The organism is Oceanirhabdus seepicola (assembly GCF_023684385.1).
In the GTDB taxonomy this organism is placed as follows: domain Bacteria; phylum Bacillota; class Clostridia; order Clostridiales; family Clostridiaceae; genus Oceanirhabdus; species Oceanirhabdus seepicola.
Genome location: NZ_JAGSOJ010000001.1, coordinates 794,435 through 808,434 on the forward strand (window position 1 = coordinate 794,435; position 14,000 = coordinate 808,434).

Sequence of the window (14,000 nt, forward strand, 5' to 3'; positions counted from 1 at the left end):
TCACCTAACTTTCTTTATCTGCAGCAGCTTCATTCTGGTGTTCTTTACTATTACTTTCTTTGTTTAAAGAGTTTACAAATGCATCTATATCCATTGAAACTTTATTGTTACTCTGCAATATTTCATTAATCTTTGTACTCATCTCATTTTTTGCTAAGACTACTTGGGATTTAATATCTGGTATATAATCTTCTTTAACCTCTTTCTTAAATGAATCAATAGTATTATCAATACTTAAATTAAAAGTACTTATATTGGTACTAATATCTTTAGTTTTATTTGCTATATCATTTAACTCATTTATCATCTCTAGATTTCTTGTTTGCTCTATTAAACTCATTATGGAATTTACTGCTTTTCTAAATCCATCTTGATTATCTCTAAGCTTATCTAATGTTTCATCCATAGACTTAAATAGGGTTTCTGTTCTACTGTTTATATTTTCTAATATAACTTCAGTATTTTCTTTTACTGACTCACTAAATACCTCTCCAGCCTCTTTAGATAGATTCTTTCCAATTTCCGTTACGCTATTACTAAATGCTAATATACTTTCGTCTAATTTCTTACCCATCTCACTAGCTTTTGTTATTTGTTCATCTAGGAAGTGATTTTTAGTATTCTCTCTATTTTTAACTTCATCTATTATAATTTTAATATCTTTGTAAGACTCTTTTACATTCTCAATACTCTGCTTTAAGCTATTTCCAACTTCATTGAATCCTTTAGTATTTTCAACAAATTTCTGAAGTGTCATATCTAATCTATCATTTAAGTTGTCTAGTATCATTTCAAATTTATTTGCTTTACTATCAAAGCTTTCATAAGTTGTTACAAACGTACTTACACTATCTTTAAATGTCTGAACTGGTATGCTAAAGTTACTTACACTATTATCAAGTTTATTAATAGTATCCTCTAGTATTTCTGCACTACCTGTTAAGTCTTTACTTACTATATTAATATTATTATTAAAGTCCTTAACTACCTCTTTAAATGTATTAGTAATTTCGCTTGTCATATTTTCCATTGATTCTTTCATAGTTGTTTTAAACTCAACTATCATATTTCTATTTTTTTCAAACTTACTATAAACCTCGTTGTCTAAGAAGTGTTCCATTTCATCTATATATTTTTCTCTACTTGATTTGAATTTAAATACACGTAACTCTAAAAAATTCATAAATATAGATGCCACTATTCCTGTTATAGTAGTAAAGAATGCCACTGACATATTCCCAATTGGCCCTTTCATTTCTATTAAGAAATTCTTAGCCGTTTCTAATTCTGATTTATTCGTTAATAGTTCATTAACAGAAGAAATAGCGCCAACTAAGCCAATCATTGTACCTAATAGACCAATTACTATAACTACAGCTTTTAAATATGAGTTTCTCTTATTTTTTGACTCAATATCCTTATTAAAATTTTTATTGATTAAAACCTGTGTGTTTACATACTCTGTACCATTTTTTATAGTTTTTTTATAATCTATAAACGTATTGTTTATAACTATCTCTGTTGCTTTTTTTGCATCTTCTATTCCTGGTATATCATTATTTTCTTTAAATTGATTTATTAAATTTTGTAAATCCTTACTTGCATTCTTATAAAAGCTATTTACTTCTTTTGCATTTTTTAAAAAAGCAAGAGCTATAACACCAATAATCACACATATTCCTATACCTACTTCCCCTTGCTCTAAAAACATTCCTACTAATTTATTCATTTATCTCAACCTCTCTCACTTTACATCTTAAGCACGCTTCCCTATTGCTTTCATTTTTACAAAAGCCATGTCCACATTTCGGACAAAACCCACCATTGTTATCATATAATTTTTCTTCTATAAAACAAGCACCTAAGAACCTCGATTTTATTTCGTATTTATTATATAAGTCAAAAACATTTGAACTTTTACTACTATTAACTGCATCCTCTCTTGATAAAAATTTTACAACATTGCCATCACAATTTGGATTATTACAGGAGTGCTTAACCCATTCTCTTTTACAACTTTTACACAGATGCTTTTCCCCATCACTTTCTATAGTTTGTGCTGAGCAAAACGGACATTCAGCTTCATGGCTTAATAACAATTTATGTGTAGCTATGATGTTTTGAATTTTATTTTCTAACAATGCAATATTTTCAAAGGTAAATGGTATCATCCCAGCTTTATAATTTCCGTATTTCTTATAATCTTTTTCATTAAGATAAAAATTTCCAGCATTACTGAAATATATAATATTATTTATTATCTCTTCATCATTTAAACTCTTTTTTTCAATACTTTTTATATTTGATATTGATATATTGTGCATTATATATGTGCTATCTACAACATATCCCTCTTCTTTTTTATTACATAAAATATCATCATAAATCTGTAAAATATCTTCTGTAGTTTTATTTGTAAACTCATGTATATCAAACATATATGGTATAAATATCATTTTTGATTTGTTATTTGTTATATTATTGATTAACTCTACTTGAATTTCCCCTCTTTCTTCACCTTCATACTTAAAACTATATGCTTTTACAATAGCCGAAAAATTAGGATTTACATAACTATACTTTATTTCAATTTTATCTGATGCCTTAAATAAAAGGCCTTCACTTGAATCTAACTCTTCACTCCTAAAAAACTGTAATTTACCAACTAATATCCACTCTAAAATAATCATATTAAACAACATATAACTATAATAATGATTCACAAAAGGCTTTTCATCCTTTTTCTCCTTAAAGTACTCTTTTAATTTTTCATATGTTTTAAAGGCTTTCAAATATCTTTTATCATACAACATTTTTTGAGTCATTCTACATTTTAATTTTTTATTATATGTAACATGATTAAACTTTCTACTTGATAGCTTCAAGCTTGAAATAACCTTTGTGTAAAAATTAATATACTCATCTATACGTACTATTTTTCCCTTAAGTATTTTTATATTATTTTCACATTCTTTAGCTTCATGTATATCTGTTGTAGTTTCCCCTTTTTGTTCATATGCCCCTATATCATTGTTAAGCTTATTTTTATATTCACTAAAAATCTCTAGCCTTTTTAGAACAAACTTCAAAGTATCCTTTGTAGCTTTTAGTATAAACTGATTTTCATAAGTGTTTATATCTTCTTTGAACGTTTCTGTTAGAAGCTTAATAGGTTTTGGATTCATATATTTTTCTTTATAACATTGAGGATTTTGAGCGAAATGCTGCATGGATCTTGATGTTATTTTTCTAATATTTCTTGAGTCCACTACTTCCTCATCCTCAATAAGTCTAATATGTGGGAGATTAGATATTTCTCCCACAGGCATGTATATTGACTTTATCAACTTTATAATTTCATGTTCTTTTTCTAACAATTCTTCTGACTCTTCTTGATTAAAAAGAAAATCCTTCATATCATTATCATTGCTTATACCGTAAAGCATAAAATCATTATAATTTGATGATAGATTTTCTAATTTTTCTTCAAAAACCTCACTACATCCTTTTAAATGATTTGTTAATATTTCTACTTCCTTATCTTTTCTGTAATCTATATATTTAGCATGTATTTTTATTTTCTTACATTCCTTTAGTATGAATCCACCAAAATAAAATTCATCATTAATAATCTCATTTATATCCACACTAGTATTATTTATTGTTAGTGTACTAATATCTTTATTTAATACCAATTTAATTATGGATCTAGTTATATCGTATTTTCCACTATTTTCGAATTCTTCAAAGTCATTATTCTTGATAATATCTTTTATGAATATCTTCATTAGTATTCAATCTCCTTTAGTAGCATATCAATTTGAATAAATATTTGAAGATCATCTATATTATCTACACCTTTGAATGTACTGTTAACAATTTCCTCTCTGAATTTCTTTAGCTTACTTTCAAAGTCACCACTATAAGCATATTTTATTTTAGGAATAAATTTAGATACTAATTGCATATCTATTGCATCTATTACATCTATTTCTTTAGACTTCATATCTTTTCTTTTATCACAAGATCCAATAAATATACTGCAAAAATCCCCTATTTGCTTCATTGATCTAAATGCTAAGTTTTTATTAAACTCATTCCTCATGTATTTGTTTATATGCTGGAACTTTAACATATAACTCTCACCGTTGTTTGAGTTATTATTGTGCATAAACCTTTCATATGTATAGCTATAATCTTTTGTTTCTGTTTTATCAATATCCCCTACGGAAGTTGATTGAGGTAATGTTATAAAATCTATTACTTGCGCTCTGTCATAGATTTTATCACTAATAGGTGATACTGAATCATCCTCATTTATAGTACCTATAAATATAATATTATCTGGTATTGCTATTTTGTTTCCGCTAACTAAGTAATCTTTTAGCTCTTCATCATAAATCTTCACACCATCAAACAATTCAATAAATCTATCATCTTTATCACTCCATAATTTAGAGTTAAATTCACTAAAATAATACTCAACCCTTGATAGATTCATCTCATCTAAAACTACAAAAAATATTTTATCTTTGTTAACATTAGCTCTAAATAATGTTTCAGTAAATTTAGTTGGTATAAATCTGTTTGTAAAGTGATTATAAAAACCTAATAAATCACTCTTAGTTTTCCAGTTTGTTTGAACTGGAATCACCTCACAGTGAGCCCCTAAATATTTAGCAAAAAGCTTAGGCAAACTAGATTTACCTGTTCCTGAAAATCCTTTTAATATAGTAAACTTTGAACTTTTTACTGATGCTAAAAATGCTCTTATTGTTTTTTCATCATATTCAAAGTTTGCAGCACTAGCATACTTAATGAAACCTGTAACTGTTTCAAAATCACCTGAATATGGTTGAAACTTTGTACTTTTAACAATTTCTTTTTCAGAGTTTATATATTCTTTAAATGTATTTGCTGTAGTATCTCCTGAATTTCCTTTTCTTTTCTCAATTTCTTCAAACTCTTGTAATCTTCCCTTTAATCTAGTAATCTTTGTTTTTAAAATTGAGTTTTCCATAGATATTTCTTCATTCTTATTTTTTTCTTCATTGAACTTAATTTCAAAATCCTTAGATTTTTGTACATATATATTTTTGTCCTTTTCTAAGTCTTCTACTTTATCTCTTAATAATTCAACTTCTTTTATAATTTCTATTTTATCCTCTAAGTATTCTAGTTCTTTGATTCTATCATTTAACTCTATAAGTCTTCTTGTATTCTCTTGTTTATCTTCTTTTAAAAGTTCATTTTCTTTTAATAACGCTAGATACTCCGATTCATATCTACTAGATTCTATTAACTTTCTATTTAGCTCACTTATCTTATCTTGGAATTCCTGTTGTTGTTTATTTACAACTTGGAATATCTCTTCAAATTTTTTATCATTCTCATTTATATTCTTTTGAATAAATTCTTCTCTTTCTCTATTGAATTTCTCAACTTTTTCTTCTAACTCTTTTTCTTTTTCTTTGAATTTTTTATTTTTTATTCCCATTACTTTTTTAGTTGCTTCTATTTTCTTTTGAGTTTCTTTTATTTCATCATATTTACTAGCCTTTTTTATAAGCTCTTCATAATCCTCATCAATTGATTCTTCTAATAATTCTTCTAAATCCATTTCAATTTCTTTTGAATCAATTTCTTCAACTGCATCTTTTAGGTTTTCTCTTTTTTCCATTTTTTCCTCCTAAGTTGCCTGTCCAATTATTTTATCGAACTCTGATATTACATATGTTAAATTATTAAAACATTTTTTAAGTGTCTCTATTTTATCATTAATTAACTTTAAGTCGTATTTCTTCTCATATCTATTGTTATTATCTAATCTATGCATAGTATTATTTCTATACTTTCTTATATCTTCACATGTTTTAAGTATCACTTCATCATTTTCAAATAACTTTACACATCTAATTGCATAATCATCTTCTAAATCATAAGCAGCAAAGTAAATTATTAAGTAATATGAAAGTATACTTTTTATTTCAACTACATCTAAGAGTTTGTCTCCTCTTTTTAAATATATATTTATATTTTGTATAGAGTTTAATATCTCTTTATTCAATACATTTGGTCTATCAATAGCTAAAGCTTTTCTTAAAGACCTGTTGGTTAATGTAAAATCACATTGCCCTATTCCTTCACATAATCTTTTTAATGATATTTTTAATAAATCATTCATTGCTGTTATTATACTTACTTCTATTCCCTTTACTTTTTCAGATTCAAAATTATTTAATATGGTAGCTACAGCATCTTTCACTTCTTTACTTTTTTTCATATTACAGCAGTTATCAGATATGTATTTTTGAGTTTTAGTTATTTCTTTAATCTTCTCTGATTCTTCTCTATTTTGAAATGCTCTAGCTTCTCTTTCTACTAGCTTGTCCATTATACTGCTACTATCTTGAATTTTATCTAATACCGCCCTTTCAAAATATACTGAATTCCCATTAGTTAGTGGCCATTCATATGATATCTTATCCGTTTCAAACTTATCTCTAATTACATACACTAATAAATTTGCGCTATCTGCCGAATTTATATTCTTTATAGTGTCTATCTCGATTTCATTTACATATTCATCTTGTCCAAAGAAAAATATAGCTTCATTATCCTCATCCTTTGTTCTTTCTTTGTTAGCACTATTTATCATTGCAGTAATTTCATTCTCTATTATCTCTTTCTTTGGTGGTAATTTATAATTTTCATTTATTTTAATTTTTAGACCTGGCGCTCCCCCTATCATTTTATCTGCAAATACTTCTTTATCTACAAGAGTTGGTATTATATCTCCACTCATTCTATTAAAGAAAACATAATAGTCTTTATACTCCATTAACTTATGAATATCTTTCTTTCCTACACTACTTATAATTTCTTTTAATTCATTTTCAACTAAAAATTCATACTCTTTACCAATACCTAAAAAGACCCTAATTTCATTTACAATATTCTTTATTCTTTCTGATTTTTTCTCAAGAAACATATCTTTTACTTTTTCTATCTTATTTTCTGATTTTAGATACTCAAAGATAGTTTTTCCTAAAAAGTCTATACTTGATTTATTTTTCACCACAGAAATTTCATATATATACACTGGAACGCGTAAAAATGTACTATTTGACTCAAATCGTTTATCGTATAAAAATATATCATTCATAATTATTTCACCACCTTACTCTTAGAAAATATCTTGCTATACATTTCATTTCTCTTCATATTTTCCATATCTGATACAAATACAAGAAGTTTCTTTGCTCTTGACATAGCAACATTAAGTCTATTTTTATTAGTTGTGAATCCAAGTCCCTTTGTTCTTACTGTAGAAAGAATGATTATATCATTTTCCTTTCCTTGAAAAGCGTCTACTGTATTTACTACGGGGATATTGTTTACTAATCCTAAAGACTTGATTTCATTTTGAAGTAAACTTGCCTGTTTTTTATAGAAAGTAATTATCCCTATATCAAAATGTCCTTCAATATCAATCTCCTTTAATATTTTACATATTTTTTCTACTTCATTCTCGTTTGTTTCTTTATCTTCTTGGCCCTTTACATCTATTGAAACAAGAGAATTACCAGTGAATAACGGTGTATCATTCACAACATCTGTTCCAGTATTTAATTTATTATCATAGAATAATTCGCTTACAATATCTCCAATCTCCTTACTCATTCTATATTGAGTATTAAGCATTACTTTTCTATCTTCAGGAACGTCCTCAAACAATTGACCAAATAAACTTTCTTTTATGTGTTTTTCATAAACCTCTTCATCTATTTTTTCATCATCTTTTAATCTACTTTCAATATCCTGTTCTATTAAATGAGGTAACTGTTTATGGTCTCCTACTAGTAATACTTTTTTACCAGTAACTAATGGAATAAGCAAGTCTAAAGGGTTTGCTCTTGCAGCCTCATCAACTATAACATATTCATAAGTATCAATTGCTTTTAAGTTATAGAAGGATTTACTTCCAACCTTTTGGCATGTAGTAGCTAAAATATCACTATATTTTTTTAATACAGAACTCAACTTATTGGGATTATTCTCTAATTCATAAATCCAATTTTCTAATATCTCATATTTTTTTTCTTTATTATCATTTGAACTATTTATATTCTCACTAAAGTAAGCTTTTAGAGTAACCCTAAAGATTTTTATACTATTCTTAATCTCTTCAGTATCGTACTCACTCTTCCTTATTTCTTTTGCTTCACTTATAATTCTACTAAGTTCATTTAAATAACTTCTAAACTTTTTTTCCTGTGCCTCTTCAATTAGTTCTTCTGCATCTTCTATCATATCTTTGATTTCACTGCATATTCTCAAAGTTTGTTTTTCTTCTACCTCTTTCATGTAATCGTCTATTTCCTGCTGTAAATCATATAATTTGTCGTAACACTCTATTAGATCTGTTTCTTTATCTATATCTGTTATATAATTTTTAATTATACTTGTATCATAATTACTCTTAATACCTTCTGATGCTTTTTTTTCTATAGAATCTATTATCTTTTCAAATTCATTAACAACTTCGTCTCTAATAGAAAAGCTTTCCTTATATATTTCTAAAGCTTCTTTTAAATAAGTATTGATTTCATTTATACTTATACAATTATCAACCCTACTTAATATTGCTATTATTCTCTTCATGATAACCTTTTTTTCTTCATCTTCTGAACCTAAGTTCTCACTTACACCTTTTATAATATCATTTGATATTTCTTTGTATAAAGCACTATTGCTCTCTATATTAGCTCCAAAATGTCTATATGCAATACCTCCTGTATCATTTAATTTATCAATTACATTATCTACAGCAGTATTCTGATATGCAGTTACAAGTATATCATTCTTATTTAGCTTATCTTTTCCGCGGTTTTTAGTTAATTCACTAACAATTTTTCTTATTATTGTAGTTTTACCTGTACCTGGTGGCCCTTGTATTAAAAATATCTCTGGAGTATTTATAGCACCTTCTACAGCTTTTCTTTGATTCTCTTCAGGTAAAAACTTTCCCACAAGAGTATCTTTCAACTTATATTTACCTCTATTATCTGAGTATTTATGCTCTCCTGTTAGTATCTTGGATAATCCTTTCATAGATGCTTGACTTGTTTTAAGCTTGAACATAGCTCTATCTCTTCTATTTATCCTAATTTCGTCCCCCATTTGGCTAATAAGAATAGAACTATTCTTTTTCATTTTGTTTAGAACTAAATCAGATTCAATATCTATTTCAATGTTATCATGATCAACCTTTGATAATTCTCCTATAGAGTAAGATACTACCTTATCATTATTATCTTTATAGGCAACTTTTAAGGAATCCCCAATGCATTTTTCCCAAACTGATAATAGGTTTTCATCCTTTTGAAAAGAATTTGTCTCTATTTTCAACTTACCCTCTTCAATCTTATAATCATTTACTTTTACTTTTTTTGTATTTTCACTTTTCTCTTTCAAAAGCTTTTTTTCTATATTGTTATACTTAATCCATAATTCTGTAAATTTTGTGTTTATATCTTTTTTAAAATGTTCAGTAATATCAATTTCTTTTCCAACTTCTTTGTTAAAAATAATATTTTGTAGATGTATTATATAGATTTCAACCCTACTTGTTTTGCCATCTAACTTAGACATATTTAATTTTCTTTCACTTAATACTTTTATTGTATCTTTTTCAATACTTACTTCTACAGCTCCATCATGTGGCAGTAACCAATAATGTTTTTTGCCATTTTTCAATAAAGGTATTTTATGTTTATTATTTAAATTCTCTATTAATCTATCTTTATTTTTATCTTCAAATTTTCCCCATTGAATATTTATGTACTCTTCTTTGATTAACTTTGTTATCTTAAATATTTTTAACTTATCTTTTTCTAATACCTTTATGGTATTGCTATTATCTATATTACTCAGTTTTTTAACAATATTAACATCTATTATTCTTCCTAATTCTTCCTTATTCTTGTCTAACACACTAACAACATCGCTTATCTCCAATTCTACGTCTTGTATACTATTTACAGGATTATTATTTAGCAACATTACATTATAAGTCTTTGACTCTGGAAACTTAATTTCATTTAACTTATCTAAAGAAAAAAATATGTCTTCAGCTTTTATCACAAAATCACCTCTTATTTTTCGCAAATTAAATCTATAAGTTCTTTATATTTAGCTTTGTCCCTCTTATTTCCATCATTTAAAATTGTATTAACTTCTGCTTCGCTCTTAAACATATACTGAATCTCAAACTTTTTTAAGAATCTCTCTAAAGTTTTCTTAATTTCTGTATACATTTCAGTTAATAACTCACAATCTTCTTTTTTCCAAAATTCTTTTAATCTATATTTGCACGTATTAATAAGTACCTCAATATATAAAGTTCTTATAACTTCTTTACGCTCTAAATTATTATCACAAATTTGATTCAACTTAGTAATAACTTTTTCTTTTCCTGATCTTATCTCCTCATCTACTATGAAATTATTACCATCTTCAAACTTATCATATAAATACATTAATTCTTTACTTAATTCCTCTATATCTTTTTCTGTTATTTCTTTTTCTTTCTCTTTTATTTGTTTAATTTCACTTTGTAGTCTTTCTATTTCTTTTTCTAATTCAATATTGTGATCATCTAATTGTATTATTCTATCTTCTACCTTACCTTGTTTAACTTTATTTTTTTCTATTAAATCAAGATATTGTTTTTCTTTCATTTCTTTTTCATTTATATTTTCCTTTAATTTATCTAATTTTTTATCTTTTTCTATAATCTCTTTTTTATATTTTTCATTTTCACTATTAATAGACTGAATCTTTTTCTCAAAATCAAGTTTTTCTTCCTTAGATAACCCCTCTTCAATAGAGTTAATCTTACTTTTCAATTCTTCATTTTGTAGGTTTAATAATCTATATTTTTCATATAGGTCTCTATCACTTGCTTCATACTTATTTTTCCACTCTATTAACTTTTTATTTTTCTCTACAATTGTCATATTCTCTTGTTTTATATTTTTGATTTCTTCTATGTACTTTTGAATAGTATTATTAAGCTTATCTTTATCTGTAGAAAGATTTTTTATGTCTAAGTGTAATGAATTATTTATTTTTAAATATTCTTCAACTTTTTCTTCGCTTTCATGTAATTTTATCTTTAAATTTTTATTATTTAACATTTCATTTTCAAGCTTAGATTTAATATTATAAATATCTTCTTGTAACTCTGTTTTTTCTTTATTTAAGCTATCATTTTGATTTTTGAGTTCATTATTTTTTAAAATCTCATCTTTTAATTTATTATTGCTTACTTCTAAGCGCCCTTGTAACTTACTAGCTTCTTCTTCTAGTTTTAAATTCTTTTTTATTTCTTCTTCTATAGCTCTTTGTAATTCATTATTTTTTTCTATAAAATCATCAATTTTACTTTTCAAAACTTTCACAGAAGGATTCTCTGTTTCTTCTCTCAAATTCCATATATTTTTACTCACTATATTAAAAATATTTTCTCTATGGCCATACCATTCAAATAAAACATCGCTTTCTTTTTGTATCTCATTGTAATAACCAAAATAATATGCTGCTATATCATTCTCATCAAAATAAGTATTAACATCTGCTTTTAAATCACGAACTATTTTCTTGAATTTTGATACAATTTCTTCTTGCTCTAAATCTATATTCATACCTTCGGCTATTACTGTAGATATAATTTGAATAATAAATTCATTAACAAACTCTTTTTTATATGTTGAAAATATGTAGTTGTTTGTTTCTTCAAACATTTTCATCATTCCTTACAAATTAAATATTTCTTGTTATATAGTGTAATTATAACATTATAATACATTATTTTCTATTATTATATATCGTTTATGAACTTGCTACGGTAAAATTTGACAAAGTAAAGGTAGTAGATTTTTCCTTCTAAGAAAATAACCTACTACCCTCAATTCATATTATCCCCCTATACTTAATAACACCACTAGACTTACCAAACGAAAGATATTGTATATATTGAAATGATAAGAATGATTTATAAAGTAATTAAAGCTATGAAAATACACTCATAACAGTATTTTCATAGCTTTAAATTTACATTTCTAATCATTTAGATTTTTTTAAAATTTGTTCATTATGCTAAAGATTTCTTTTAATATTAACTTACTTGACTCTTACAAAAATCAATTATATTCTTTGCTTCCTTTTGATTATTATTTACCATATGGAAGTTTATCAACCTTAAAATAACCTTTGAATCTGATTTTATCATCCTAGTCTGTACTAATGATAAGATATGCTTCTGTACCACTTCTATTGTACACTCTTTTACATATGGTATATACTCAATAAGCTTATTAATGTCATAATCAATTATATCCATATTTCTATGTCTCTTTGCAATTTTTAAAGATTTGAGAGTGTATTCATATGCAAGTTGCATATTATTTTTTTCTTTTTTATGCTCATATGAATTAGCCATCCATTTATATATTTCTGAAGCAAAATAATTCTTTTCAAACTTTACTTTGTTTTTCCCTATTTCCTCAACTAACTTATTGAGATATTCATCAAAATCATCCTCTAGCATTGTGCTTACTTCCATTATGTTACTCAAGACAAGCATCTTATTTTTAAAGCATTCTTCATTATCCTTAATTTCGTCAAGAGTTTCCCTGTATACCCTTAAAGCTTTATTGAGATATCCCTGTTCTCTATAACAGTTACCTTTTATTATTTGTATATTTATTTGAAGATCATAAGAATCTAATTCTTTTTCCCTATATATGAATTCATTTTCGAAGCCATCAATTTCTTTCAATGCCTCATTATATTTCCCTATTTTTTTTAACATTATAATCTTATTATATATAATTCCCTTTGTTAGCTCATAAGGTATTTCATTAGAAAGATTATTACATTCCCGTATACCATCTTCATATTTTCCTAATCTACTTAAAAAATGCGTTAATGCCCCCTTCAATTTTCCATAATATTCACTATCTACATTACACATCTTTGCAAATTCATTTGCCATTAAGTAATAATTAGCTGCTGAATTAACTTCATGTTTAAGTCCAAAAGCTCTACCTAAATCTCCATAAATATATACCTTCATATAATTAAGTTCATACTTATTTATTATTGATATCATCTCACCAAGTAATTCTTCTGCTTCTACCCCAACATCATCGATATACTTAAGAAAATCTTCATAAATTCTCTTTGCCTGATCCTCTTCTGTTATAAATATCTCATCAATATTTACATCTATCTCTATTTTTCTTTCCTTTATAAATCTCTTCAAGTTATTATGTATAACCTCTGCAGCTTTAGGTGTCAAAGATGCTTTATCTGTCTCAATCATACTTATTAAATTTCTAGTAATTATATCCCCACTTAAATCTTCTTGTTTAAGATTTAACTTTTTTCTAATATCCCTAACCCTTTGCCCTTGAGTAATAATAGTAAAATCCATTCTTTTTCCCCTTCCCGTTACAATCAATTTCATAATTAAGAAAATATTTACTTTCATGTTATCATATGTTATTATAAAAGTAAATATTTACTTATTTATTAGGAGGTCAATTTAAAATGAAAAAACTATTTAGCTTTGTACTTTCAATTACTTTACTTGGTAATATACTATGTTCCACTGTTACTTTAGCAGAAACTGATTCTAAAGTAGAAAAAACAATACATAAAAAAAATCCTATAATATTATATAGCACTGATCCTGATACACATAATCCTCATTAACCTCAACCTTTTGAGGTTTTTTATTATCTAATATCATTTAATAACTTCTATAATATCATCATCTAAGCATATAACAATACTATTGGAAATCCCCCCTCTAAGTTTTAACCTTTGATGAAGCCTATATTCCTCACTTTCATTTAATAGAAACTTATAGAACTGATCATCTTCACTAGTATCTGCCCAAAGACAATCATCATTAACAAGCTCACAAGAAA

The 14,000-nt window shown here is 26.0% G+C and carries 8 protein-coding genes; 1 reads left to right on the forward strand and 7 read right to left on the reverse strand.

Features of this window, described 5'->3' with window-relative positions:
- Positions 1 to 4: 4 nt before the first annotated feature.
- The 7 genes from KDK92_RS03530 to KDK92_RS03560 form a co-directional block, all read right to left on the reverse strand.
- Positions 5 to 1,729, reverse strand: coding sequence for a MotA/TolQ/ExbB proton channel family protein (locus KDK92_RS03530; protein ID WP_250857669.1), 1,725 nt, complete (start codon positions 1,727 to 1,729; stop codon positions 5 to 7).
- Complete coding sequence (locus KDK92_RS03535; RefSeq protein WP_250857670.1) at positions 1,722 to 3,788, reverse strand: hypothetical protein; 2,067 nt, start codon at positions 3,786 to 3,788, stop codon at positions 1,722 to 1,724. Before KDK92_RS03535 ends, KDK92_RS03530 begins: the two co-directional genes overlap by 8 nt.
- Positions 3,788 to 5,680 (reverse strand): AAA family ATPase, encoded by a 1,893-nt coding sequence (locus KDK92_RS03540; RefSeq protein WP_250857671.1) that lies wholly within the window; start codon positions 5,678 to 5,680, stop codon positions 3,788 to 3,790. The genes KDK92_RS03535 and KDK92_RS03540 overlap by 1 nt, the downstream gene beginning before the upstream one ends.
- Positions 5,681 to 5,689: 9 nt before the next feature.
- Positions 5,690 to 7,165 carry a hypothetical protein gene (locus tag KDK92_RS03545; protein ID WP_250857672.1) on the reverse strand — a complete coding sequence of 492 codons (1,476 nt, stop codon included), beginning with the start codon at positions 7,163 to 7,165 and terminating at the stop codon, positions 5,690 to 5,692.
- Between the two features lie 2 nt (positions 7,166 to 7,167).
- Positions 7,168 to 10,146 (reverse strand): AAA domain-containing protein, encoded by a 2,979-nt coding sequence (locus KDK92_RS03550; protein WP_250857673.1) that lies wholly within the window; start codon positions 10,144 to 10,146, stop codon positions 7,168 to 7,170.
- 11 nt (positions 10,147 to 10,157) lie between these two features.
- The gene (locus KDK92_RS03555) at positions 10,158 to 11,807 is read right to left on the reverse strand and encodes a coiled-coil domain-containing protein (protein ID WP_250857674.1); all 1,650 of its coding nucleotides are present in this window, start codon (positions 11,805 to 11,807) and stop codon (positions 10,158 to 10,160) included.
- Between the two features lie 374 nt (positions 11,808 to 12,181).
- Positions 12,182 to 13,501 carry a helix-turn-helix domain-containing protein gene (locus KDK92_RS03560; protein ID WP_250857675.1) on the reverse strand — a complete coding sequence of 440 codons (1,320 nt, stop codon included), beginning with the start codon at positions 13,499 to 13,501 and terminating at the stop codon, positions 12,182 to 12,184.
- Between the two features lie 116 nt (positions 13,502 to 13,617).
- Here KDK92_RS03560 and KDK92_RS03565 point away from each other — a divergent pair, with 116 nt between their 5' ends.
- Positions 13,618 to 13,782, forward strand: coding sequence for a hypothetical protein (locus tag KDK92_RS03565; protein ID WP_250857676.1), 165 nt, complete (start codon positions 13,618 to 13,620; stop codon positions 13,780 to 13,782).
- The last annotated feature ends 218 nt before the right edge of the window (positions 13,783 to 14,000 follow it).

What these genes read in the sequence shown, in the direction of transcription:
- KDK92_RS03530 (WP_250857669.1), bottom strand. Translation starts at nt 1,729, where the DNA reads ATGAATAAATTAGTAGGAATGTTTTTAGAGCAAGGGGAAGTAGGTATA.
- KDK92_RS03535 (WP_250857670.1), bottom strand. Translation starts at nt 3,788, where the DNA reads ATGAAGATATTCATAAAAGATATTATCAAGAATAATGACTTTGAAGAA.
- KDK92_RS03540 (WP_250857671.1), bottom strand. Translation starts at nt 5,680, where the DNA reads ATGGAAAAAAGAGAAAACCTAAAAGATGCAGTTGAAGAAATTGATTCA.
- KDK92_RS03545 (WP_250857672.1), bottom strand. Translation starts at nt 7,165, where the DNA reads ATGAATGATATATTTTTATACGATAAACGATTTGAGTCAAATAGTACA.
- KDK92_RS03555 (WP_250857674.1), bottom strand. Translation starts at nt 11,807, where the DNA reads ATGTTTGAAGAAACAAACAACTACATATTTTCAACATATAAAAAAGAG.
- KDK92_RS03560 (WP_250857675.1), bottom strand. Translation starts at nt 13,501, where the DNA reads ATGGATTTTACTATTATTACTCAAGGGCAAAGGGTTAGGGATATTAGA.
- KDK92_RS03565 (WP_250857676.1), top strand. Translation starts at nt 13,618, where the DNA reads ATGAAAAAACTATTTAGCTTTGTACTTTCAATTACTTTACTTGGTAAT.